This window comes from Kitasatospora sp. NPDC053057 (assembly GCF_044546945.1).
Lineage (GTDB): Bacteria > Actinomycetota > Actinomycetes > Streptomycetales > Streptomycetaceae > Kitasatospora.
The window spans coordinates 499,660-523,697 of record NZ_JBITZP010000001.1; the positions used below are offsets into that span (position 1 = coordinate 499,660).

At 72.2% G+C, this 24,038-nt stretch carries 21 protein-coding genes, 1 tRNA gene, 1 pseudogene and 1 riboswitch; of the genes and pseudogenes, 16 read left to right on the forward strand and 7 right to left on the reverse strand.

The genetic code is table 11. The features are described from left to right. Together ACIG5E_RS02240 and ACIG5E_RS02245 are read right to left on the reverse strand one after the other, a co-directional pair. On the reverse strand, positions 1–627 hold the full coding sequence (locus ACIG5E_RS02240) for an EF-hand domain-containing protein (RefSeq protein ID WP_396530921.1): 627 nt from the start codon (positions 625–627) through the stop codon (positions 1–3). Further along, positions 624–959 (reverse strand): hypothetical protein, encoded by a 336-nt coding sequence (locus ACIG5E_RS02245; protein ID WP_396530922.1) that lies wholly within the window; start codon positions 957–959, stop codon positions 624–626. The genes ACIG5E_RS02240 and ACIG5E_RS02245 overlap by 4 nt, the downstream gene beginning before the upstream one ends. Before the next feature lie 67 nt (positions 960–1,026). After that, positions 1,027–1,122, forward strand: a riboswitch (ZMP/ZTP riboswitch). Positions 1,123–1,142: 20 nt separating this feature from the next. On the opposite strand from ACIG5E_RS02245, the gene ACIG5E_RS02250 reads away from it, so the two are divergent. Further along, positions 1,143–2,627, forward strand: coding sequence for a glycine hydroxymethyltransferase (locus ACIG5E_RS02250; RefSeq protein ID WP_396530923.1), 1,485 nt, complete (start codon positions 1,143–1,145; stop codon positions 2,625–2,627). A gap of 147 nt (positions 2,628–2,774) precedes the next feature. Here ACIG5E_RS02250 and ACIG5E_RS02255 read toward each other — a convergent pair. Both ACIG5E_RS02255 and ACIG5E_RS02260 read right to left on the reverse strand, forming a co-directional pair. After that, positions 2,775–3,661: pseudogene (locus ACIG5E_RS02255) on the reverse strand (aldehyde dehydrogenase family protein); the annotation flags it as partial. Beyond that, positions 3,565–4,095: a DUF6624 domain-containing protein gene (locus ACIG5E_RS02260; RefSeq protein ID WP_396530924.1), complete on the reverse strand. Its 531-nt coding sequence runs from the start codon at positions 4,093–4,095 to the stop codon at positions 3,565–3,567. The gene ACIG5E_RS02260 and the pseudogene ACIG5E_RS02255, both read right to left, overlap by 97 nt. Positions 4,096–4,484: 389 nt before the next feature. Between ACIG5E_RS02260 and ACIG5E_RS02265 the strand changes: the two genes are divergently transcribed. After that, positions 4,485–5,459, forward strand: coding sequence for a class I SAM-dependent methyltransferase (locus ACIG5E_RS02265; protein WP_396530925.1), 975 nt, complete (start codon positions 4,485–4,487; stop codon positions 5,457–5,459). Positions 5,460–5,612: 153 nt separating this feature from the next. On the opposite strand, the gene ACIG5E_RS02270 is transcribed toward ACIG5E_RS02265, so the two are convergent. Both ACIG5E_RS02270 and ACIG5E_RS02275 read right to left on the reverse strand, forming a co-directional pair. Continuing rightward, complete coding sequence (locus tag ACIG5E_RS02270; RefSeq protein ID WP_396530926.1) at positions 5,613–7,265, reverse strand: APC family permease; 1,653 nt, start codon at positions 7,263–7,265, stop codon at positions 5,613–5,615. Positions 7,266–7,561: 296 nt separating this feature from the next. Next, positions 7,562–7,646, reverse strand: a tRNA-Leu gene (locus ACIG5E_RS02275). 337 nt (positions 7,647–7,983) lie between these two features. Between ACIG5E_RS02275 and ACIG5E_RS02280 the strand changes: the two genes are divergently transcribed. Then, positions 7,984–8,541 (forward strand): ATP-binding protein, encoded by a 558-nt coding sequence (locus ACIG5E_RS02280; protein WP_396530927.1) that lies wholly within the window; start codon positions 7,984–7,986, stop codon positions 8,539–8,541. An 80-nt stretch (positions 8,542–8,621) separates the two neighbouring features. Here the strand turns inward: ACIG5E_RS02280 and idi are convergent, their stop codons facing one another. Further along, positions 8,622–9,275, reverse strand: a complete 654-nt coding sequence (idi, locus tag ACIG5E_RS02285; protein ID WP_396530929.1) for an isopentenyl-diphosphate Delta-isomerase — start codon at positions 9,273–9,275, stop codon at positions 8,622–8,624. Positions 9,276–9,756: 481 nt separating this feature from the next. Here idi and ACIG5E_RS02290 point away from each other — a divergent pair, with 481 nt between their 5' ends. The 13 genes from ACIG5E_RS02290 (at position 9,757) to hpnH (ending at position 23,983) form a co-directional block, all read left to right on the forward strand. After that, positions 9,757–10,512 (forward strand): sugar phosphate nucleotidyltransferase, encoded by a 756-nt coding sequence (locus ACIG5E_RS02290; protein ID WP_396530930.1) that lies wholly within the window; start codon positions 9,757–9,759, stop codon positions 10,510–10,512. After that, complete coding sequence (locus ACIG5E_RS02295; protein ID WP_396530931.1) at positions 10,500–11,561, forward strand: iron-containing alcohol dehydrogenase family protein; 1,062 nt, start codon at positions 10,500–10,502, stop codon at positions 11,559–11,561. Before ACIG5E_RS02290 ends, ACIG5E_RS02295 begins: the two co-directional genes overlap by 13 nt. A gap of 91 nt (positions 11,562–11,652) precedes the next feature. Further along, entirely contained in the window at positions 11,653–12,390 is a 738-nt protein-coding gene (locus ACIG5E_RS02300; protein WP_396531020.1) for a CDP-alcohol phosphatidyltransferase family protein, read from the forward strand. After that, the gene (locus ACIG5E_RS02305) at positions 12,387–13,286 is read left to right on the forward strand and encodes a glycosyltransferase family 2 protein (protein WP_396530932.1); all 900 of its coding nucleotides are present in this window, start codon (positions 12,387–12,389) and stop codon (positions 13,284–13,286) included. The genes ACIG5E_RS02300 and ACIG5E_RS02305 overlap by 4 nt, the downstream gene beginning before the upstream one ends. 143 nt (positions 13,287–13,429) lie before the next feature. After that, a complete protein-coding gene (locus tag ACIG5E_RS02310) occupies positions 13,430–14,371 on the forward strand; it encodes an ABC transporter permease (protein ID WP_396530933.1) in 942 nt (313 codons plus the stop codon). Beyond that, positions 14,364–15,173: an ABC transporter ATP-binding protein gene (locus ACIG5E_RS02315; RefSeq protein WP_396530934.1), complete on the forward strand. Its 810-nt coding sequence runs from the start codon at positions 14,364–14,366 to the stop codon at positions 15,171–15,173. The genes ACIG5E_RS02310 and ACIG5E_RS02315 overlap by 8 nt, the downstream gene beginning before the upstream one ends. Before the next feature lie 304 nt (positions 15,174–15,477). Next, positions 15,478–16,425 (forward strand): squalene synthase HpnC, encoded by a 948-nt coding sequence (hpnC, locus tag ACIG5E_RS02320; protein WP_396530935.1) that lies wholly within the window; start codon positions 15,478–15,480, stop codon positions 16,423–16,425. A 41-nt stretch (positions 16,426–16,466) separates the two neighbouring features. Further along, positions 16,467–17,324 carry a presqualene diphosphate synthase HpnD gene (gene hpnD / locus ACIG5E_RS02325; RefSeq protein WP_396531021.1) on the forward strand — a complete coding sequence of 286 codons (858 nt, stop codon included), beginning with the start codon at positions 16,467–16,469 and terminating at the stop codon, positions 17,322–17,324. A 148-nt stretch (positions 17,325–17,472) separates the two neighbouring features. Further along, a complete protein-coding gene (gene hpnE, locus ACIG5E_RS02330) occupies positions 17,473–18,906 on the forward strand; it encodes a hydroxysqualene dehydroxylase HpnE (RefSeq protein ID WP_396530936.1) in 1,434 nt (477 codons plus the stop codon). Between the two features lie 191 nt (positions 18,907–19,097). Beyond that, complete coding sequence (locus ACIG5E_RS02335) at positions 19,098–20,186, forward strand: polyprenyl synthetase family protein (RefSeq protein ID WP_396531022.1); 1,089 nt, start codon at positions 19,098–19,100, stop codon at positions 20,184–20,186. A 7-nt stretch (positions 20,187–20,193) separates the two neighbouring features. Then, entirely contained in the window at positions 20,194–22,275 is a 2,082-nt protein-coding gene (gene shc, locus ACIG5E_RS02340; protein WP_396530937.1) for a squalene--hopene cyclase, read from the forward strand. Next, positions 22,272–22,952 carry a 1-hydroxy-2-methyl-2-butenyl 4-diphosphate reductase gene (locus tag ACIG5E_RS02345; protein WP_396530938.1) on the forward strand — a complete coding sequence of 227 codons (681 nt, stop codon included), beginning with the start codon at positions 22,272–22,274 and terminating at the stop codon, positions 22,950–22,952. Before shc ends, ACIG5E_RS02345 begins: the two co-directional genes overlap by 4 nt. 2 nt (positions 22,953–22,954) lie before the next feature. Next, the gene (hpnH, locus tag ACIG5E_RS02350) at positions 22,955–23,983 is read left to right on the forward strand and encodes an adenosyl-hopene transferase HpnH (RefSeq protein ID WP_396530939.1); all 1,029 of its coding nucleotides are present in this window, start codon (positions 22,955–22,957) and stop codon (positions 23,981–23,983) included. Positions 23,984–24,038 lie beyond the last annotated feature (55 nt).

The window sequence follows — 24,038 nt, forward strand, 5'->3', positions numbered from 1 at the left end:
TCAGAGCGCGTAGGGCGGCTTCCCCGTCCACCAGTTGCCCGGTGCCTCCGGGTCGCGGCTGGTCCAGTACTCGATGATCGCGCTGGTGAACTCGGCCGCCGACAGCGTCCCGTCCCCGTCCAGGTCGAGGTGGCGGAAGGCCTCGTCGGCGTCGTCGCGGCAGAGCCCGGCGAAGTGGCCGCGCTGGAACACGAAGAACTCGCCGGCGTCCACCGTTCCGCTGCGGTCGGCGTCGGCGACGGCGAGGAAGGACTCGGCCAGGGCGCCGAGGATCTCCCGGGCGGCCTCCGGGTCGTCGGCGAGCGCGCCGGTCGAGGCGACGAACTGCTCGCGGGTGATCGCCTCCGTCCCGGCGGGCTTTCCGGCGAGGTGGAGGTCGTGCCAGACCGTCAGGTAGGCGCGGACGATCACGGCCTCCGCCTCCGAGCCCTCCTGGTGGCCGAGCGAGCGGGCCACCGAGTGGCCCATCAGCACGTGGTCCCGCTCGGTGAGCAGCCCGTCCCCGTCGGTGTCGAGGTGGTCGAAACCGTGATTGATCTTTGCGATGAGCAGGTCGTCCGACAATGTGCCCCCTCCGGTGGCGATCCCGCGGCTCAGGGAGGGCCGCGGCACGTTGAGCGACGTCACGTCGCCAGCACGCTAACGCCTGGAGCCGCGCTCGCGCAGCCGAACGAAGGGCGAACAGCGGCGCCCGGTCGCCCCCACCAGCGCCCGGGTGTGCGGCGCACGCGGTGCGGCCGGCAGCTCGCCGGTCGGCGCGGACTCGACCTCGGCCCCGTCGCGCAGCACCAGCGTGCGGTCCGTCGTCCCGCGACCACGCCGAGGTCGTGGCTGACCAGCAGCACCGCCGTGCCGTGTTCGCGCTGCAACTCGCCCAGCAGTTCCAGGACTTGTCGCTGAACCCGGGCGTCCAGGGCGGTGGTCGGCTCGTCCGCGATCAGCAGCCGCGGGTCGTTCACCAGCAGCTGGGAGCGGACGTTCGGCAGCCTGAGACCTCTGCCACATCCCCGCGGTGTTGGTACGATCCCGGTGGACCGCGACTGGCGCGTAGGGATGGAATCGACCATCGGGAAGCGGTCCCGTGAATCCTCACGTCAGTTGCCGAGCGCCTGGGCCGCCCGCATCCCCACCAGGAGACCGCCATGGCCCAGCCCGAGCAGCCCCAGCAGACCCCCGCGCAGCCGCACACCGCCGCGAGCCCCGCCGCAGACACCGCCTTCCGCAGCGCCCTGGACGTCGTGGCCGGCGTCGAGCCGCGGATCGCCGCCGCCATCGGCCAGGAGCTGGAGGACCAGCGCGCCTCGCTCAAGCTGATCGCCAGCGAGAACTACGCCTCCCCGGCCGTCCTGCTCGCCATGGGCAACTGGTTCAGCGACAAGTACGCCGAGGGCACCGTCGGCCGCCGCTTCTACGCCGGCTGCCGCAACGTCGACACCGTCGAGGCGCTCGCCGCCGAGCACGCCCGCGAGCTGTTCGGCGCCCAACACGCCTACGTCCAGCCGCACTCGGGCATCGACGCCAACCTCACCGCCTTCTGGGCCGTCCTCTCCCAGCGGGTCGAGAGCCCGGCCCTGGAGCGCGCCAAGGTGCGCAACGTCAACGACCTCACCGAGCAGGACTGGGCCCAGCTGCGCCAGGAGCTCGGCAACCAGCGCATGCTGGGCATGTCCCTGGACACCGGCGGCCACCTCACCCACGGCTTCCGGCCCAACATCTCGGGCAAGATGTTCGAGCAGCGCAGCTACGGCACCGACCCGGAAACCGGCCTGATCGACTACGACGCGCTGCGCGAGACCGCCCGCGAGTTCCGCCCGCTGATCCTGGTGGCCGGCTACTCCGCCTATCCGCGGCTGGTGAACTTCCGCAAGATGCGCGAGATCGCGGACGAGGTCGGCGCGACCCTCATGGTCGACATGGCGCACTTCGCCGGCCTGGTCGCGGGCAAGGTGCTGACCGGCGACCACGACCCGGTGCCACACGCCCACATCGTCACCACCACCACCCACAAGTCGCTCCGCGGCCCGCGCGGCGGCATGGTGCTCAGCAACGCCGAGCTCGCCGAACACGTCGACCGCGGCTGCCCGTTGGTGCTCGGCGGCCCGCTCTCGCACGTCATGGCCGCCAAGGCCGTCGCCCTCGCGGAGGCGCGCCGCCCCGAGTTCCAGGCCTACGCCCGCGCCGTGGTCGACAACGCCCAGGCCCTCGCCGAGGGCCTGCTGCGCCGCGGCGGCAAGCTGGTCACTGGCGGCACCGACAACCACCTCGTGCTCGCCGACGTCTCCGGCTACGGCCTGACGGGCCGTCAGGCCGAGGCGGCGCTGCTCGACTCGGGCATCGTCACCAACCGCAACTCCGTCCCCCAGGACCCGAACGGCGCCTGGTACACCTCGGGCGTCCGGCTCGGCACCCCGGCGCTCACCACCCGGGGCCTGGGCACCGCCGAGATGGACGAGATCGCCGCCCTGATCGACACCGTCCTGCGCGGCACCACCCCCACCACCACCGCCAACGGGGCGTCCTCCAAGGCGAACTACGCCCTCGACGATTCCCTTCGCGAGGGCATCGCCAAGCGCGCCGCCGACCTCCTCGCGCCCTTCCCGCTCTACCCGGGCGTCGACCTGGTCTGACCGGCGGACGGCGCGAGCCGACCGCAACCCGGGGCTGCCGAAGAGCAGTTCGGCAGCCCCGGCCCAATCCGTCCAGTACTGCGGCAACTTGTACGTCAGGAACTCCTCCGCCCCGTGCCGGCCCAGTTCGCGGCCGAGCCCAGAGGTCTTGTAGTCGCCGAAGGGCGCCAGCGGGTTGAAGCGCCCGCCGTTGACGTCGACCTGGCCGGTGTCGAGCCGGCGGTCCAAGGCGGCGGCCTTGGCGGCGATCGCGACCGCCTCCTCGTACTGGTCCCGGTGCACCAGCAGCCGGGTCCAGGCGCTGCACGTCTGGCCCGAGGTGGCGAAGACGTCGGCGACGTTCACGTTCACGGCGCGGGTCAGGTCGGCGCCCGGCAGCACCACGTTGGCGGACTTGCCCCCAGCTCCAGGGCGACCCGCTTCAGCCCGCGCCCGGCCGTCTCGGCGACCTTCCGGCCGACCGCGGTGGAGCCGGTGAACGACACCACGTCCACCTCCGGATGGGCGGCGAGCGCCGCGCCCGCCACCGCGCCGGTGCCGGTCACCAGGTTGAACACCCCGGCGGGGAAGCCTGCTTCGTGCACCAGCCGGGCGAACAGCCGGGCCATCAGCGGGGTGCCCTCGGCCGGCTTCAGCACCACCGGGCAGCCGGCCGCCAGCGCCGGGACGACCTTGGCCGTGATCTGGTGCAGCGGGTAGTTCCACGGCGTGATCGCCGCGACCACCCCGGCCGGCCCGGCGAGCACCACCGAGTTGCCGATCCGCTCCTCGAAGGGGTGCTCGTCCAGCAGGCTCAGGTGGGAGGTCGCCACGGTCAGCGGCAGCCCGGCGTGCACGGCCCCGGCGAAGCCGACCGGGGCGCCCAGTTCTGCGCGCCCTGGGCGGCGGCGATCCCGTCCCGCACGCAAGAGCCGATCCCGCCGCGTGGACCGGCCGGTTACTTCGGAGCGAACCGCGCGGTGTACTCGTCGAACGGTTCGATCCCGACCTGCGCGCGGCGCTCGTCCAGTCGCTCCGGGTCCTCGCACGGCCACGGCACCGGGCGGCCGTCCGCCACCGCTCCGATCTGGGTGCCGTAGCGCTGCTCGCGCCCCTCGTTGACGGCCAGCCGGTCCTGCAGGAAGGCCAGGTCCCGGGCACTCGCCGCACCGGCCGCCACCGCCTCCGTCATCAGCTCCACCGCCCGGCGCTGGACGTCCAGTTGACGGTCAGCATGCTGGGCGACCAGCCAGGCCGCCCGGGCCGCCTCGGCGCCGACGGCCTGCTCGGTCGGCCAGCCGTGCACTGTCATGATCTCCGAAAGCCGGTCCCCGTGCCGGGTGGTGAGCCGTCGCCAGACGGCCTGTTCGGCCAGGTCAGAGCTGTGTGCCAGCCGCGCGGCCGCGTTGTCCTCGGCCATCATCGCCACCAACTCGGCGGTCAGGGACTGCTCTTGAGTGCCCATCCGGTCACGCTGTGCTGCCGTCATGTCGATCCGCTCCGTGCCTTCCGGCCCGCCGGTCGGGCCGCCCGCCACCACGGTAGGGGCGGAAGTTGCGACGAAGATCATCCGCGCGGCCGGTGACACGGGGCGGCCAATCAGGACACAATTGGACGTAGCCCACCAGCCAGACCGTGTTCACCTCCGGTTGCGAACGGCCAGGTTCCGCATTTCGGCAATTCGGGGCCCGAAAGCCCTCCTCATCGCCCGGGTACCCGCTGTAGATTGCAGCGAACTCCGTGGTGGGGCCTACTGTCGGTGGGGGTCGACTCGTGTACGGCCGGGTGATCCGGTCGTCCCCGTGGCCGGGCAGGCTGCCACCGCGCCGAGACGTGGCTCAGGACCTGCAGGTCATCCGTACCGCTAAGGAGCATCCCGTGACCGACACCGCGTTGCAGGGCGAATCGCAGCAGCCCGGCGAACCGGCCGTGTTGGAGGACGTGCCGGGCTGGTTCTGGGACCACGACCGGCACTCCTTCGAGTGGTTCCTCAAGCGGCAGACCAAGCGGGGCGTGACCGGCGACCTGCTGGAGATGGGCGCCTACCTCGGCCGGAGCGCGATCGTGATCGGCGAACACCTCCAGCCCGGCGAGACCTTCACCGTCTGTGACCTGTTCGACTCGGACGCGCCGGACGAGGAGAACTCCAGCGAGATGGACATCTCCTACCGGAAGACGCTGACCCGGTCGGCCTTCGAGGCCAACTACCTGTCCTTCCACGACGAACTGCCGGACGTCATCCAGGCCCCGACCTCCGTACTGGCCGGCGGGCGGATCCCGGCCGCGGCGTACCGTTTCATCCACATCGATGCCTCGCACCTCTACGAGCACGTGGTGGGCGACCTCGAGGTGGCCCGGGTCGCGCTGCAGGACCAGGGCGTCGTGGTGCTGGACGACTACCGGGCCCAGCACACCCCCGGCGTCGCGGCCGCGACCTGGGAGGCGGTGTTCAACCACGGCCTCAAGCCGATCATGCTCACCGAGTGCAAGTTCTACGGCACCTGGGGCGACCCGGAGCCGTTCCAGCGCGACCTGCTCGACCGGGTGGACCTCGCGTCCGGCTGCGAACTCAGCACCGAGACCCTGAACGGCCGGCAGCTGCTGCGGATGACCGGCAGCTCGGAGGGCATCGGGCCGTTCCGCGCCTCCCGCCACCGGCGGCGTCCCGCCGTCGAACAGTCGGACTACCGCGACGAGCTCCGCGCCGCCCGGGACGAGGCGGCGCGCGACCTCGCCGTCCGCCGCGCCCGCGCCGCCGAGGCGCGCCGCCCGGTCAACGTCGCCAAGCGCGCCGCCAGGGACCTCCTCCCGCCGGTCGTCACCTCGGCGATTCGCCGCGCCCGCCGGGGCTGACCGGCCGGCGGTGCCGCCGGCGAACAGATGACGGCGAACAGATAACAGCGAACAGATAACAGATTTCAGATTCTGTCCGCTGAACCCTGTCCCTCCGCCAACGCCGAAGGGCCGGTCGGAAACCCGACCGGCCCTTCGGAAGCGCCTACCCGCTCAGACCCGCGAAGGCTCCGCAGCCCCCGCACCTTCGGCCGACGCCTCAGCCTCGGCCTCCAGCTCGCGGCGCACCTCGGCCAGCGAGGGGTTGGCCCAGGAGCTGGCGACGCCCCAGTAGTAGAAAGCCAGCCCGATCGCGGCCACGATCAGCAGGTCCCAGCCCTCCGGCAGGTAGCCGTGGCCGCCGAAGTCGGAGCTGCCGGCCCAGGAGATCCCGGCCATCACGAACAGGTAGGCGACCATCCAGGCGCCCGCCTTCAGGTGCGGCTTCAGCTCGGCGAACGGCTTGCGCAGCTCGTAGAAGGCCCAGATCGGCAGACCGGCGGCCATCAGCAGGATGACCTTGCCGGTGAGCGGCCAGCGGGCCCAGTACAGGACCAGCGAACCGAACACCATCGCGATCGGCGCGATCACCGGCATGGCCTTGAGCCGCACCGGACGCTTCAGGTCCGGGGCGAGGCGGCGCAGCGACATCACGGCGACCGGGCCGGTGATGTACGAGATCACGGTGGCCACCGAGACGATCTCGGCCAGCGAGCCCCAGCCGCGGAAGACCGCGAGGAAGAGGAAGGCGACCAGCAGGTTCAGCAGCAGCGCCGGGCGCGGGATGCCGGTCTTGGCGTCGACCTTGCCGAAGATCTTCGGCAGGTGGCCGTTCTCCTGCACGCCGTGGATCATGCGCGAGGTGGTGGCGGCGTAGATCATGCCGGTGCCGGACGGCGAGACGAAGGCGTCCGCGTAGAGCAGCAGCGCGAGCCAGTTGATGCCCCAGGCGATCGCGAGGTCGGCCAGCGGAGAGGTGTAGGAGAGGCTGCTCCAGCCCTTCGACAGGTCGGCGGCCGGGATGGCGCCGATGAAGGCGATCTGCAGCGCGACGTAGATCACCAGGGCGATCAGGATCGAGCCGATGACGGCCTTCGGCAGCGACTTGCCGGGGTTGCGGGCCTCGCCGGCCAGGTTGAGCGGGGACTGGAAGCCGTTGAAGGCCCACACGATGCCGGAGACGGCGACGGCGGTGAAGACCGCGCTCCAGCCGTTCGGCGCGAAGCCGCCCTGGTGGGTGAAGTGAGAGGTGTCGAAGTGCGCGAGGAGCAGCGCACCGGCGGTCAGCGTCGGCACGACGACCTTGAACACGGTGATCGCCGTGTTGGTCTTGGCGAACAGCGTGATCGCGAACCAGTTGAGGACGAAGTACACGACGAGCAGCACGCTGGCGAGCGCCACACCGCTGAGGGTGAGCTCCTTGCCGTCGTACAACCCCTTGGCCCAGCCGAAGTGCCAGGAGCTCATGTACTGGACGGACGCGGTGGCCTCGCCCGGGATGACCGAGACGATGGCGATCCAGTTGGCCCAGGCGGCCAGGTAGCCGGCCAGCGAGCCGTGCGAGTACTGGCCGTACCGGACCATGCCGCCGGCCTTGGGGAACATCGACCCCAGCTCGCTGTACGTGAGGGCGATGGTCAGCGCCACGGCGGCGCCGATCACCCAGGCGAGGATCGAGGCGGGCCCGGCCAGCTTGGCCGCCCGCTCGGCACCGAACAGCCAGCCGGATCCGATGATCGAACCCAGGCCGACCGCGGTCAGGCTGATCGTCCCGAGCGATCGGCGGTAGTTCTGGTGTGATGCCGTCGACGAAGCGGGCTCACTCAACGTATCGGTCCTCTCGCTCGGGGTTCAGCGGATGGTGTCGGTGCTTTTACGGTTTTGAGTCGGTATTCCGGACAAACCCCAGCAGCCTATGGTCCGAAAAGGGCGAATACCTCAGAGGAAGCTCAAACTGCCCGATCGTTGCCATCTCGTGTCCGGTTTTCGGACCGCTGGACCCGCTCAGCGAGACGGACGCCACACCGGTGGACGGCAGTTGATCACGAGGGGGAACCGGGCTCGGGCCGGGAAAAGGAAATTCCCCGTGGATTCCTTTCGGATTCCACGGGGAATTTCGACTGTGTCCGAGGGGGGACTTGAACCCCCACGCCCGATAAAGGGCACTAGCACCTCAAGCTAGCGCGTCTGCCATTCCGCCACCCGGACGGGGTGTGTGCTTCGGGGGTTTTTCTCTCGCCCCCTCGGCGACAGAGAGAACATTACCAGGGTTCTGGAGTGCTTCTCACCTGCGTTTCCTCGGCCGCGGTCCGCGGGCGGCCGGCCGCCCGCGGAGCGGTGGGGACGCCGGGCCTGGCCGGACTGGCTGGGATGCCTCGCGAGGGCGCTCGAACCCCGGCCGAAGCGGTGGCGAGCGCGAAGCAAACGATCGGTTCCGCCCCCACCCGCGATCGAGCCCGGTCGGAACCGATCCGACACGGGCAACTTGTCGACGGTGGCACGGCCGCACCGATCGCTCTCCTAGCCTCTGTGGACCGAGGGCGCCATGAGCGGATCGCCTGATTCCCGGGTCGCGGACGAAAGGCGGCTGGACGTGGAGCAGATCAGCGGGTCGGCGAAGGCCGGGCCGAGACCCGGCAGCCGGTCGGGCGGGCGGCAGGCCGCCGACGGCCCCATCGAGGGCGTGTGGCGCTTCCGGGTGCCCGCCGTCGACGCCTCCGTGCCGCGCACCCGCCACGCGGTGCGCGACCGGCTGCTGGCCCAGGGCATGACCGGCGTGCGGTACCAGGAGCTGGTCGACGACGTGCTGCTGATCGTCTCCGAGCTGGTCGGCAACGCGGTGCGGCACGCGGCCGAGCTGTCACCCGAGGTGACGACGGAGCTGTCGGTGCGCCGCGGCTGGGTGCGGGTCTCGGTCGAGGACGGCGACCCGTACCGGCCGAAGGCCCTGGAGAGCGACACCGGCCGCACCGGCGGGCGCGGGCTGCTGCTGGTGAAGAGCATCACCCTGCAGGCCGGCGGGGTGTGCGACGTGGAGCACACGGGGGAGGGCGGCAAGGTCATCTGGGCCTCGCTGCCCGTCCCCCCGGAGCCCACGCACTGACGGCCGGCCCCGCGAGGGCCACGGCCCGCCCGAGGACGGCCGCTCCCGGGAGGACGACCGCCCGCGCGAAGGCGCGGCCGCTACCAGTCCCGCCCGGCGATCTCCCGGATCCCCGGCAGCGCCGCCTCGAAGACCGTCTCGAACCAGACCGAGAAGGGCCGCTCCGCCCGCAGCTCGCGCAGCTCCTGCGCGGTCACGAAGGCGAAGTCGTCCACCTCCTCCGGGTTCGGCTCGACCGGCGCGGTCACCAGCCCGACGAACAGGTGGTTCCACTCCCGCTCGATCAGCCCGGAGGCCTCGTCCGGTAGGTCGTAGCGGACCGTCCCCGCCTCGCACAGCAGCGCCGGCGCGACGCCCAGCTCCTCGGCGGTGCGCCGGGCGGCGGCGACGAACGGCGGCTCGTCCGGGTACGGGTGCCCGCAGCAGGTGTTCGACCAGACGCCGGGGGAGTGGTACTTGCCGAGCGCCCGGCGCTGCAGCAGCAGCCGGCCCTGGCGGTCGAAGAGGAACACCGAGAAGGCCCGGTGCAGCCGGCCCGGCTGCTGGTGGGCCCAGAGCTTCTCGGCGGTGCCGATCGTGACGCCCTCGTCGTCGACCAGTTCCAGCAGGATCTCGGCACCGGCGGGGGCGGCGGCGGAGGCCCGTGGGTCGACCGTCACGTCGGTCTCCACGTCGAGACCGGTGTCGATCTCGGCGGCGAAGTGCGTCGGGTCGGTCGGCAGACTCTGGGGCATGGGGCCTCTTTCGGGAGCGGGAGCAACGGAAGCATCGGGTGCGTCTCGTGCACCGGGTGGAGTGCACGGGACACATCGGGGGCACCGGCGCCGGCCTCCAGTCTGCCGTATGGGTGGCGGTCGGGACGGGTCCCACGCACAACCGGGCGGATCATGGCCCGGGGGAGTCCGGATCCGGGCAGAGAAGGATCCGGGAAGCGCCCGGAAGGGTCATTCGACCCGTAGACCAGTTCGATATCCGTTCCAATCCCGTTCGATCACGGCTCCTCCACCCGGCCGTCACCCCACCGCCTCCCGCCGCGTTCGGGAGGGTGGTCCGGGTCGCCTACCATCACTTACGACACGCTGCCCGGATCTGTGCCGGTCCGGCGCGCCGCCACCGGGCCCGGCCGAACGCCGGTCCGGAGCGATACAGCGCCGCCGCGCCCGTCGGCACATCCCGCGCGCACCGCACGACGCACGACGGATCAGGAGACCCCGCATGATCGGCCTCGTTCTGGCAGCCGGAGCCGGCCGCCGGCTGCGCCCGTACACCGACACCCTGCCCAAGGCGCTGGTGCCGGTCGACGGGGAGCGGACCGTCCTGGACCTCACCCTGGGCAACTTCGCCGAGGTCGGCCTGCGCGAGGCGGCGATCGTCGTCGGCTACCGCAAGGAGGCGGTCTACGACCGCAAGGACGCCCTGGAGAGCAAGTACGGCGTCAAGCTCCACCTGGTCGAGAACGACAAGGCCGAGGAGTGGAACAACGCGTACTCGCTCTGGTGCGCCCGTGAGCTGTTCTCCGAGGGCCTGCTGCTGGCCAACGGCGACACCGTCCACCCGGCCTCGGTGCAGCGCACCATGCTGGAGGGCAACCGGCAGCTCGCCGAGGCCGGCCGGGCCCCCGGCATCCTGCTCGCCCTCGACACGGTGAAGAAGCTCGCCGACGAGGAGATGAAGGTCGTCGTCGACCCGGCCGCCGGCATGCGCCGGATCACCAAGCTGATGGACCCGGTCGAGGCGACCGGCGAGTACATCGGCGTCACCGTGATCAACCCCGCCGCCGCCGACGACCTGACCGACGCGCTGCGCGCCACCTACGAGCGCGACCCGCAGCTGTACTACGAGGACGGCTACCAGGAGATGGTCAACCGGGGCCTGCGGATCGACGTGCAGCCGATCGGCGAGGTGTCCTGGGTCGAGGTCGACAACCACGACGACCTGGCGAAGGCGCGGGAGATCGCGTGCCAGTACTGACCCGGCTGGTCCCGTCGCCGCTGTTCGCCGAGATCCGCGCGGGCGCGCTGGACGCGCTCGGCGGCATCCTGGCGGACCAGCGGCTGTCGGCGTCGGGCCGGATCGCGGTGGCGATCAGCAACGGCTCCGGCGCCGCGATGCGCGAGCGCCTGGAGCCGGCCCTGCCCGGCGCCGACTGGTACAACGTGGACGACGGCAGCCTCGACAGCGCGGTGCGCTTCGCCGAGGAGATGCGCGGCCGGCACTACGACGCGGTCGTCGGCCTCGGCGGTGGCAAGATCATCGACGCCGCCAAGTACGCCGCGGCCCGGGTCGGCCTGCCGGTGGTCGCGGTCGCCACCAACCTGGCCCACGACGGCATCTGCTCGCCGGTCTCCACCCTCGACAACGACGCCGGCCGGGGCTCCTACGGGGTGCCCAGCCCGATCGGCATCATCGTCGACCTGGACGTGATCCGGCAGGCCCCGCGGCGCTTCGTGGCGGCCGGCATCGGGGACGTCGTCTCCAACATCTCGGCCTGCGCGGACTGGGAGTTGTCCCACGGCGTCACCGGCGAACCGGTGGACGGACTGGCCGTGGCGATGGCCCGCTCGGCGGGCGAGAACCTGCTGCGGCACCCAGGAGGCACTCAGGACCAGGACCTCCTGACGGCCCTCGCCGAAGCCCTGGTACTGTCCGGCATCGCGATGAACATCGCGGGCAGCACCCGGCCCTCGTCGGGCGCCTGCCACGAGATCTCGCATGCCCTGGACGTGTTGTACCCCAAGCGTTCCGCCCAGCACGGCGAACAGGTGGGCCTCGGCGCCGCGTTCGCCAGCTTCCTGCGGGGCGAGCGCGAGCTGACCGGCCTGATCGTGGAGCGCCTGGCGCGCCACGGACTGCCGGTGACCGCAGCTCAAATCGGCTTCACCGAAGCGGAGTTCACCGAAGCGGTGCACTACGCTCCGAACACCCGCCCGGGCCGCTACACCATCCTGGAACACCTCGACCTCTCCCCTTCCGCAATCAGGGACGCGTACGCCGACTATGTCCAAGCCGTCAACAGCTGACCCCTCCACCGCGGGCGCCGAGCGGCCCCCGGTGGACCTGACCCGCCGGCCCTCGATCGAGGAACTGCGCGCGGTGATCCACCCGGAGGGCATGCTCCAGCGCCGCAGCGCCGAGCACTGGGCCGGGCGCCTGTACATGCGGAAGATCTCGCTGCGGATCACCCGCGTGCTGTCCACCATGACGGCGATCACGCCCAACGGCCTGACCTACCTGATGATGTTCACCGGCATCCTGGCCGGCGCCGCGCTGGTCGTGCCGGGCATCACCGGCGCGGTCCTGGGCGCGCTGCTGATCCAGGTCTACCTGCTGCTGGACTGCGTGGACGGCGAGGTGGCCCGCTGGCGCCGGCAGACCTCGCTCACCGGCGTCTACCTGGACCGGGTCGGCCACTACATGTCCGAGGCGGCCCTGCTGACCGGCCTCGGCCTGCGCGCCACCGACCTGCTGCACCGCGAGGGCCGCGGCTCCCACTGGGAGTGGGCGTTCCTGGGCACGCTGGCCGCGCTCGGCGCGATCCTGATCAAGTCCGAGACGGACCTGGTGGACGTGGCCCGGGCCCGCAGCGGCATGACGGCCGTCGAGGACAGCGCCTCGGTGCCGCGCTCCTCCTCGGTGGCCAGGGCGCGCCGGGCGGCCTCCTTCCTGAAGTTCCACCGCCTGGTCGGCGCGGTCGAGGCCTCGCTGTTCATCCTGGCGGCCGGGATCGGCGACGCCGTGCACGGCGGGCTGTTCTTCACCCGGCTCGCGGTCGTGGTGCTGGCGGCGATCGCCATGCTGCAGACCGTGCTGCACCTGCTGAGCATCGTCCTGTCGAGCAGGCTCCGATGAACGCTTCCACCACCGCGGAGAACTTCCGCCTCGGCGTCGTCATCATCACCATGGGCAACCGGCCCGCCGAGCTCAACGCCCTGATCGAGTCCGTCCGCGCCCAGGAGGGCCCGGCGGTCGAGTTCGCCGTGGTCGGCCAGGGCATAAAGCTGCCCCCGCTGGCCGAGGGCGTGCGCACCGTCGAGCTGCCGGAGAACCTCGGCATCCCGGGCGGGCGCAACGTCGGCATCGAGCTGTTCGGGCCGCACGGCCGGGAGGTGGACGCCGTCCTCTTCCTGGACGACGACGGGCTGCTGCCCCGCACCGACTCGGCCCGCCTGCTGCGCGAGGCCTTCACCGCCGATCCGGAGCTGGGCATCGTGTCCTTCCGGATCGAGGACCCGGACACCGGCGTGACCCAGCGCCGGCACGTCCCCCGGCTGCGCGCCAGCGACCCGATGCGCTCCTCCCGGGTGACCACCTTCCTGGGCGGCGCCAGCGCCGTGCGCTGCAAGGTGTTCGAGCAGGCCGGGCAGCTGCCCGCCGAGTTCTTCTACGCCCACGAGGAGACCGACCTCGCGTGGCGCGCACTGGACGCCGGCTGGGCCATCGACTACCGGGCCGACGTGGTGCTGCACCACCCCGCCACGTCACCGGCCCGGCACGCCGCGTACTTCCACAACGTGGCCCGTAACAGGGTCTGGCTCGCGAGGCGGAACCTTCCGGCCCCGTTGGTGCCTCTCTATCTGGGAACCTGGTTTCTGCTGACCCTGGCCCGACGTCCCTCCGCGGAGGGACTGAAGGCCTGGATGGGCGGATTCCGGGCGGGCTTCCGCGAACCCTGCGGTCCGCGGCGGCCCATGCGATGGCGTACCGTCTGGCGACTGACCAGGATGGGCCGACCTCCGATCATCTGATTGGATCGAGTGATCGATCGCCGCGGCCGGTGACCACACACCGGCCGGAACCTCCCCCGTGATCCCAGTGGATCCCCATCGGCGCAAGGCCGGCGGACCCCCGCCGACCGGCCGCCCTGACAGATCCCGCGCGAAGGACGAATGTGTCGACAGTGAGTGAACCCGTCAGCCTCTCAGCCCCGAGGGGGGCGGACGCGGGCCTGACCCCCAAGCAGCTTGCGGACAAGTACGGCCTGTCGGTGAGCGGTGCCCGGCCCGGGCTGTTCGCCTACACCAAGCAGCTCTGGGCCCGGCGCCACTTCATCTGGGCCTTCGCCACCGCCCGCCTGGTGGCCCAGTACACGGACGCCAAGCTGGGCCAGCTCTGGCAGGTCGTGACCCCGCTGCTCAACTGCGGTGTGTTCTACCTGGTCTTCGGCGTGATCCTGAAGAGCAAGGACAACTTCCCGCCGAACACCTACATCGCCTGGCTCTGCATCGGCGTCTTCGTCTTCCAGTTCACCCAGAACGCGGTGCAGTCCGGCACCCGGGCGATCTCGGACAACCTCGGCCTGATCCGCGCGCTGCACTTCCCGCGCGCCAGCCTGCCGATCGCCTTCACCGTGATCCAGCTCCAGCAGCTGCTGATCTCGATGGTGGTGCTGGTCATCACCGTGCTGGCGGCCGGCATCAACCCGGGCCGGACCTGGCTGCTGATCGTCCCGGCGCTGCTCCTGCAGACGATGTTCAACACCGGCGTCTCGTTGATCTTCGCCCGGATCGGCGCCAAGACCAGTGACATCTCCCAGCTGATCCCGTTCGTGATGCGGGCCTGGATGTTCCTGTCCGGCGTGATGTTCAGCATCCAGGACCGGGTCCACAGCTGGCCGCACTACATCCAGGTGATCTGCAACGTGAACCCGGCCTCGGTCTACATGGACCTGCTGCGGCACGCCTTCGCGCCGGTCGTCTACAACAAGCACCTGCCCGCGCACCAGTCGCTGCCGCCGCACCAGTGGACGTACGGCCTGGCCTGGGGCGTCGGCATGTTCGTCATCGGATACGTCTTCTTCTGGAAGGCCGAGGAGGAGTACGGCCGTGGCTGACACCGACCTGCGCAAGGACATCACCGACCGGAAGCCCGACATCGCCCGCGAGCCCACCGTCGTCGTCGACGACGTGCACATCGTCTACCGGGTGCACGGCGCAGGCTCCGGCAAGGGCAGCGCCACCTCGGCGCTGAGCCGCATCGTCAGCCGCAAGCGCGCCGCCGGCGTGCGCGAGGTGCACGCGGTCAAGGGCATCAGCTTCACCGCGTACAAGGGCGAGGCGGTCGGCCTGATCGGCTCCAACGGTTCCGGCAAGTCGACCATGCTGGCCGCCATCGCGGGCCTGCTGCCGACCGAGAAGGGCGGCATCTACACCAACGGCCAGCCCTCGCTGCTGGGCGTCAACGCGGCCCTGATGAACGAGCTCACCGGTGAGCGCAACGTCGTGCTGGGCTGCCTGGCGATGGGGATGTCCCCGTCCGATGTGCGGGCGCGCTACCAGGACATCGTCGACTTCTCCGGGATCAACGACAAGGGAGACTTCATCTCCCTGCCGATGCGCACCTACTCCTCCGGCATGGGTGCCCGGCTGCGCTTCTCGATCGCCGCCGCCAAGACCCACGACGTGCTGCTGATCGACGAGGCGCTGGCCACCGGTGACCAGGCCTTCCAGCAGCGCAGCAAGAAGCGCATCGACGAGCTGCGCGGCTCCGCCGGTACGGTCTTCCTGGTCAGCCACGACAACAACTCGATCCGCGAGGTCTGCGAGCGGACCATCTGGATCGAGGCCGGCGAGCTGGTCATGGACGGCCCGACCGAGGAGGTCGTCGGCCGGTACGAGCGCGGCGAGCGCCCGTAAGCCCCGGCTTCCGAAAACCCCTGGCTCCCGAGGGCCGGCCCCGGAATACTCCGGAGCCGGCCCTTCGGCATGCGGCCCGTCGCTAGCCCGGCTGGGCGCCGCCGCGGGGGTGAGCGCCACCGTGCGCCGGGCGGGGCGCTCTTCTCGGGCGCGGCGCGTGGTGTCAGGCTGGGGGCGCGGGGGCGATGTGCCGTACGTGACGCCCGCGCTCGGACGCGTGTCCGAGTCGGACCGGTGGTACCCAGCGGTGTAGAACGGGGGAGTGACTGCAGTGTCGGCTTCGGCCCAGCCCAGAGATACGCCGGTGAACCCTTCCGCGGGACAGACCCTGGAGAAGGCGGGTGCGGAGAACTTCCCGGTCGCCCCCTTCTTCCTGCCCGCGGCCTGGCGCGACGACCTGATGGCCGTCTACGGCTTCGCCCGGCTGGTCGACGACGCCGGCGACGGCGACCTGGCCGACCCGGCCGCCACCGCCGCCCTGCTCGGGGTCGAGCAGCGGCCCCCCGCCACCCCTTCGGCCCAGTCCGGCCCGCCGAGCCCGGCGGAGGTCTCCTTCCGGCTCGCCCTGTTGGACGGGCTGGAGCGCGACCTCGACCGGGTGTTCGAGACCACCCTGCGGTCCGCCGACGCCGAGCGGCCCAGCCACCCGCTGATGACCGCGCTCGTCCCGCTGGTCGACCGGCACGGGCTGACCCCGGAGCCGTTCCGCCGTCTGATCGAGGCCAACCGGGTGGACCAGACCACCACCCGCTACTCCACCTACGACGACCTGGTCGGCTACTGCACGCTCTCCGCCGACCCGGTCGGCCGCCTGGTGCTGGCCATCGCGGGCGTCTCCACTCCCGAGCGGATCGCCCTCTCCGACGCGATCTGCACCGCCCTCCAGGTGGTCGAACACCTGCAGGACGTGGCCGAGGACCTCTCCCGCGGCCGGATCTACCTCCCCACCGAGGACCTCGAACGCTTCGGTGTCACCGAGGAGGAGCTCGCCGCCCCCTGCGCGACCGGAGCTGTTCGGGAACTGATCGCCTTCGAGGCCGAACGGGCCCGCACCCTGCTCGACCGTGGCGCACCATTGGTAGGTACGGTTCGGGGGAGGCTTCGACTGCTCCTGGCGGGATTCACCGCAGGCGGCTACGCGGCCCTGGCGGCCATCGAGGACGCCGGGTACGACGTGCTCGCCCGGCAGGCGAAGCCGGACAAGCGTCGCCTCGCAGTGAAGGCGGCGGCCATCTTCGCGAAGGGAAGGTGAACGCCCGAGTGGCGGCATCACCACTGGCGTCGGCCCAGGTCATGGCGGCGTACCGGTACTGCGAGGCAGTCACCGGACTGCAGGCGCGCAACTTCAGCTACGGCATCCGGCTGCTGCCCGAACCCAAGCGGCTGGCCATGTCGGCCCTGTACGCGCTGGCCCGCCGGGTGGACGACATCGGCGACGGCGACCTCCCGGCCGACCGCAAGGCCGAGGCGCTGGTGCGCACCCGGGAACTGGTGGACGAGGTCCGCTCCGGGACGGTCGCCGAGGACGACACCGACCCGATCAAGGTCGCCCTGGCCGACGCGGCCCGGCGCTTCCCGATTCCGCTCGGCGGCTTCGACGAGCTGATCGACGGCGTGGAGATGGACCTCAAGGGCGCCGAGTACCAGACGTACGAGGAGCTGAAGGTCTACTGCCGCTGCGTGGCCGGCGCCATCGGCCGGCTCTCGCTCGGCGTCTACGGCTGCGAGGACCCGGAGCGCGGGGCGCGCTACGCGGACACCCTGGGCCTGGCCCTGCAGCTCACCAACATCCTGCGCGACCTGCGCGAGGACGCCCTGAACGGCCGCACCTACCTGCCCACCGAGGACCTGGTCCGGTTCGGCTGCGAGCAGGGCTTCGCGCTGTCCAGGCCGCCGGCCGGCGCGGACTTCACCGGACTGGTGGCCTTCGAGGCCGCCCGCGCCCAGGCCGCCTTCGAGGAGGGCCTGCGGCTGCTGCCGATGCTCGACCGCCGCAGCCGGGCCTGCACCGCCGCGATGGCCGGGATCTACCACCGGCTGCTCGGCCGGATCGCCGCCGATCCCGAGTCGGTGCTGCGCGGCCGGGTCTCGCTGCCGGGCTGGGAGAAGGCGTACGTGGCGCTTTCCGGGCTCGCCGGGGGGCGTTCTTGATTCTCGCGACGGTTCTGTCACGCTGTGTCAGCGGGGAATCACATCCGGGTAGAGCCGCGTTGACCACGATGCTGACCACGACAGTGCCGGCCGCCAGCGCGCCGGCCACACCGACCGCCGTCGGGCGGTCCAGCGAGGGGGAGGGACGATGACCGGGCGAGCCGTTGCCGCGCGCCCGGCCGCCGTCGTGGTCGGCGGTGGCCTGGCCGGGATCACCACCGCACTGCGACTGGCCGAGGCGGGCCACGACGTCACCCTGGCCGAGGGGCGGCCCCGGCTCGGCGGCCTGGCGTTCTCCTTCCAGCGCGGCGAGCTGACCGTCGACAACGGCCAGCACGTGTTCCTGCGCTGCTGCACCGCCTACCGCGGCCTGCTGGAGCGCCTCGGCGCCACCCGGCTGACCCACCTGCAGGTCCGCCTGGACGTCCCGGTGCTCTCCGTCACCGGCCCCGAGGAGGCGCCGGTGCGCACCCTGGGCCGGCTGCGCCGGGCCGGCCTGCCCGTTCCGCTGCACCTGGCCGGCAGCCTCGCCCGCTACCCGCACCTGTCGCCGGCCGACCGCGCCCGGGTGGTCCGCGGCGCGCTCGCCCTGAAGGGCCTGGACCTCGCCGACCCGGCGCTGGACCGGCTCTCCTTCGGCGAGTGGCTGCGCCGCAACGGGCAGAACGCTGCCACCACGGCCGCGCTCTGGGACCTGGTCGGCGTCGCCACCCTGAACGCCCGGGCCGACGAGGTGTCGCTGGCGCTCGCCGCGATGGTGTTCAAGACCGGCCTGCTCTCCGACCCGGGGGCCTCCGACATCGGCATGGCCGCCGTCCCGCTCGGCGTGATCCACCACGACCGGGCGCTCGCCGAGCTGGAACGCGCCGGCGTGCGGGTGCTGCTGCGCGCCCGGGTCGCGGAACTCAAGCCGGCCACGCCCCAGCACGCCGTCCGGCTGGAGGACGGGCAGCTGCTCACCGCCGACACCGTCGTGCTGGCCGGTGCCCAGGACACCGCGGCCGCGCTGCTGCCGTCCGGCGCCGTCCCCGGGCAGGAGCGGCTGGCCGGGTTCGGCACCACGCCGATCCTCAACGTGCACGTGGTCTACGACCGCAAGGTGCTGCGCCGGCCCTTCTTCGCCGCGCTCGGCAGCCCGGTCCAGTGGGTCTTCGACCGCACCACCCACTCCGGCCTGGCCGGCACCGGGCTCGGCCGCGCCCACCCCGGTGCCCAGTACCTGGCGCTCTCGCAGTCCGCCGTCCAGGACGAGATCGACCTACCGGTGGCCGAGCTGCGCCGCCGCTACCTGCCCGAGCTGGCCCGGCTGCTCCCGGCCGCCGCCGGCGCCGAGGTGCTGGACTTCTTCGTCACCCGGGAGCGCACCGCGACCTTCGACGGGGCGCCCGGCAGCGCCGAGCTGCGCCCCGGGGCCGCGACCGGCGTCCCCGGCCTGCTGCTGGCCGGCGCGTGGACCGCCACCGGCTGGCCCGCGACCATGGAGGGCGCCGTGCGCAGCGGCCACGCCGCCGCCGACGCCGCGCTGGCCGCGGCCGGCGCCCGGGTGCCGGTGGACCGGGGTGACGGGCGGTGGCCCAGGTGACGGCGGGCCCCGTCGCCGGGGAGCCCGCCAGAGCCGACGGGCGTACCGTCGGCCCCATCGGCCCCATCGGCCGTGCGGACACCGTTCGCTCCGCCACCACCCGCATCGACAGCACCGGCATCGACACCAGCCGCACCGACAGCACCCGGCCGCCCCGGGCGGTCCGGCACCACGAGGGAGAGGGAACGCACGTGGAGTCACGCACCGGCTTCGCCGTCGGAGGCACGGCGCACGCCGAACCGGTCTCGGTGCCGGAGCTGCTCGCCCGCAGCCGTACGCTCTGCACCCCGCCGCTACGGGCCACCGTCGCCCGTCTGGCCGCACCGATGGACACCGTCGCGGCGTACCACTTCGGCTGGATCGACCGGGACGGCACCCCGGTGGAGGGGGACGGCGGCAAGGCCGTGCGCCCGGCGCTGGCCCTGCTCTCGGCCCAGGCCGCCGGTGCGGCGCCCGAAGTGGGCGTGCCCGGTGGGGTGGCTGTTGAACTGGTGCACAACTTCTCCCTGCTCCATGATGATCTGATGGACGGTGACGAGACCCGGCGGCACCGGGCCACCGCCTGGACGGTCTTCGGTCCGGCCCAGGCGATCCTGGTCGGCGACGCCCTGGCGACGCTCGGCACGGAGGTGCTGCTCGACGCCGGCGACACCGGCGGTACCAGCCCCGCCGACGCCGCGCGTGCCGTCCGGCTGCTCACCACGGCGACCCGCCGACTGATCGACGGCCAGGCCATGGACGTCGCCTTCGAACAGCGCGACAGCGTCACCGTCGCCGAGTGCCTGGAGATGGAGGGCGGCAAGACCGCGGCCCTACTGGCCGCCGCCTCGGCGATCGGCGCCGTCCTGGCCGGGGCCGACGACAAGGTCTCCGGCGCGCTCCAGCGCTACGGCCACCACCTGGGCCTGGCCTTCCAGGCGGTGGACGACCTGCTCGGGATCTGGGGCGCGACCGAGGTCACCGGCAAGCCGCACTGGGGCGACCTGCGCCAGCGCAAGAAGTCCCTGCCGGTCGCCGCCGCGCTCGCCGAGGGCGGGGCGGCCTCGCGCCGGCTCGCCGAGGAGCTTGCGGACCCGAAGGGCCGGGGCGAGGAGAGCGAGCCCGAGCTCGCCGCCCGGGCCGCGCTGATCGAGGAGGCCGGCGGCCGCGCCTGGACCCAGGAGGAGGCCCGCCGCCAGCACACGACTGCCCTCGCCGCCCTGGACGAGGTGCCCATGTCCGACGGGGTGCGCGAGCACTTCGTCGCACTCGCCGAATTCGTGGTGGTACGAGAGAGGTGACGTTACGTTGACAGCAACCGCGGACGGCCGGCTCGACCCTGAGTACGATTCCGAGCCGGTCGCGGTGGGCGACCGCCCCCCGGCCCTGCTGGGTGCGGGGCGGTGGCAGCCCGAGGACACCGTCCGGCCGCGGCCGGACGGTGAGGCGGACGGGCAGCCCGGCGACGCACGCGAGGCACTGGCGCGCGCCACCACCCACCTGCTCTCGCTGCAGTCCTCCGAGGGCTGGTGGAAGGGCGACCTGGAGACCAACGTCACCATGGACGCCGAGGACTTACTGCTCCGCCAGTTCCTGGGCATCAGGACGGAGGAGCAGACCCGGGCCACCGCCGAGTGGATCCGGTCCCAGCAGCGGGAGGACGGCACCTGGGCCACCTTCCACGGCGGGCCGGCCGAACTGTCGACCACCGTCGAGGCGTACGTCGCCCTCAAGCTCGCCGGCGACGACCCGAACGCCCCGCACATGCTGGCCGCCGCGCGGTACGTCCGCTCCGCCGGGGGCATCGCGGCCGCCCGGGTGTTCACCCGGATCTGGCTCGCGCTCTTCGGCTGGTGGCCCTGGGAGCGGTTGCCCGAGATGCCGCCCGAGATCATCTTCCTGCCCAAGTGGTTGCCGCTGAACATCTACGCCTTCGGCTGCTGGGCCCGCCAGACCATCGTCCCGCTGACCGTCGTCTCGGCCCACCGCCCGGTCCGTCCGGCCCCCTTCGCGCTCACCGAGCTGCACACCGACCCGGAGCACCCGTACCCCGACCGGCCGATCGCCCCCGCCACCAGCTGGGACGGCCTGTTCGAGCGCCTGGACAAGGTGCTGCACGCCTACCACCACCGGGCCTTCCGGCCGCTGCGCCGGCTCGCCGTCGCCCAGGCCTGCCGCTGGATCGTCGAGCGGCAGGAGGCCGACGGCTGCTGGGGCGGCATCCAGCCGCCGGCCGTCTACTCGCTGATCGCCCTGCACCTGGAGGGCTACGAGCTGGAGCACCCGGTGATGAAGGCCGGGCTCTCCTCCTTCGACCGCTTCACCGTGCACACCGAGGACGGCATGCGCTGGATGGAGGCCTGCCAGTCCCCGGTCTGGGACACCTGCCTGGCCACCATCGCGCTGGTGGACGCCGGGTTGCCGGCCGACCACCCGGCGCTGGTCTCGGCCGTCGACTGGATGCTCGGTGAGGAGATCCGCAAGCGCGGCGACTGGTCCGTCCAGCGGCCCGCCCTGCCGGCCGGCGGCTGGGCCTTCGAGTTCGAGAACGACACCTACCCCGACATCGACGACACCGCCGAGGTGGTGCTCGCGCTGCGCCGGGTCGCCCACCCCGACCCGGCGAAGGTCGACGCGGCGGTGGAGCGCGGCGTGCTGTGGAACCTCGGCATGCAGTCCAAGAACGGCGCCTGGGGCGCCTTCGACGTCGACAACACCAGCCTGCTGCCGAACAAGCTGCCGTTCTGCGACTTCGGCGAGGTGGTCGACCCGCCGTCCGCCGACGTCACCGCCCACGTGGTGGAGATGCTCGCCGAGACCGGCCGGGCCCGCGACCCGCGGACCCGGCGCGGCATCGAGTGGCTGCTGCGCAACCAGGAGGCGGACGGCTCCTGGTTCGGCCGCTGGGGCACCAACTACATCTACGGCACCGGCTCGGTGCTGCCCGCCCTGGTCGCGGCCGGCGTCCCGGACGAGCACCCGGCGATCCGCCGGGCGGTGCGCTGGCTGGAGGACCGGCAGAACACCGACGGCGGCTGGGGCGAGGACATGCGCTCCTACGAGGACCCGGCGCGCTGGGCCGGGCGCGGCGACTCCACCGCCTCGCAGACCGCCTGGGCGCTGATGGCGCTGCTCGCGGCCGGCGAGGGCCCGGACGGCCGGGCCAACCCGGCGGTGGAGCGCGGCGTGGAGTGGCTGGTACGCACCCAGCTGCCCGAAGGAACCTGGGACGAGCCGCAGTTCACCGGCACCGGTTTCCCGTGGGACTTCTCCATCAACTACCACCTGTACCGGCTGGTCTTCCCGGTCACCGCGCTCGGCCGCTACCTCAACGGCGCCCCGGGCATGGTGAAGCCCGGCGGTACCCCGGCGATCGGGGCGGCGCGGTGACCACCGCACCCCTGCTGGTGCTCTGCGCGCTGGGCCCCGAGGTGTGGGCCCTGCGCGGCGGCGACTGGCGCGGCGCGGCCGGCGGGCCCCCGGTGCTGGTGCGCACCGGGGTCGGCCGACGGCGCGCCGGGACGGCCGTCCGCCGGCTGCTCGGCTCCGCCCCGGGCAGCTACGGCGCGGTCGTGGTGGCGGGCTTCGGCGCCGCCGTCGGACCGGGCGTGGCACCGGGCGACGTGGTGGCCGCCGACGGCGTGCGCGACGCCGAGGGCCACCTCTACCCGGTCGACTCCGGGCCGGAGCTCGCCCGGGCGCTCAAGGAGCAGGGCCTCACCGCGCACACCGGGGTGCACCACACCGCCGACCACGTGGTGCGCGGCATCGAACGGCGCGCCCTGCACCTGCAGGGCGCGCTCGCCGTCGACATGGAGGCCGCCGCCGTCCTCGCCGCGCTGCGGGAGGTGCGTCCGGTCTTGCCCGCGGCCGTGCTGCGGGTGGTGGTGGACACCCCCGAGCACGAGCTGCTGCGCCCGGGCACCCTGCCCGCCGGGGTGCGCGCCTGGCGGACCCTGCGGGCGACGGTACCCGCCCTGGTCGACTGGTACCGGCAGGAGCCCGGCGACGGCTCCGCAGACCTGAACCACCCCACATCCTCGACGCTCCCCCAGGAGGCGAGCTAGCCATGGCCATGCCGTTGCGCCAGACCGTGCGGGTCGGCACCTATCTGATGCAGCAGAAGCTGCTCAAGCGACGGGACAAGTTCCCGCTGATCGTCGAGCTGGAGCCACTGTTCGCCTGCAACCTCGCCTGCGAGGGCTGCGGCAAGATCCAGCACCCGGCGGGCGTGCTCAAGCAGCGGATGCCCGTCGCCCAGGCGGTCGGCGCGGTCCTGGAGTCGGGTGCCCCGATGGTCTCGATCGCCGGCGGCGAGCCGCTGATGCACCCGCAGATCGACGAGATCGTCCGGCAGCTGGTGGAGCGCCGTAAGTACGTCTTCCTCTGCACCAACGCGCTGCTGCTGCGCAAGAAGATGGACAAGTTCAAGCCCTCGCCGTACTTCACCTTCGCGGTGCACATCGACGGCCTGCGCGAGCGGCACGACGAGTCGGTGGCCAAGGAGGGCACCTTCGACGAGGCGGTGGCGGCGATCAAGGAGGCCAAGCGGCGCGGCTTCCGGGTCACCACCAACAGCACCTTCTTCAACACCGACACCCCGCAGACCGTCATCGACGTCCTCGACTACCTCAACGACGAGCTGAAGGTCGACGAGATGATGATCTCCCCGGCCTACGCCTACGAGAAGGCCCCCGACCAGGAGCACTTCCTCGGCGTCGAGCAGACCCGGGAGCTCTTCCGCAAGGCCTTCGCCGGCGGCAACCGCAGGCGCTGGCGCCTCAACCACAGCCCGCTCTTCCTGGACTTCCTGGAGGGCAAGGCCGACTTCGAGTGCACCCCCTGGGGCATCCCCAACTACTCGCTGTTCGGCTGGCAGCGGCCCTGCTACCTGATGGCCGACGGCTACGTGCCGACCTACCGCGAGCTGGTCGAGAAGACCGACTGGAGCAAGTACGGGCGCGGCAAGGACCCGCGCTGCGAGAACTGCATGGCCCACTGCGGCTACGAGCCGACCGCCGTCCTCGCGACCATGGGCTCGCTCCAGCAGTCGCTGCGCGCGATCACCGAGACCGTCACCTCCAACCGCGGGCGCTGAGCCCGGGCCCGCGATGCCCGGGTCCGACGCCGTACCGTCCTGAGCTCCCGTCCGG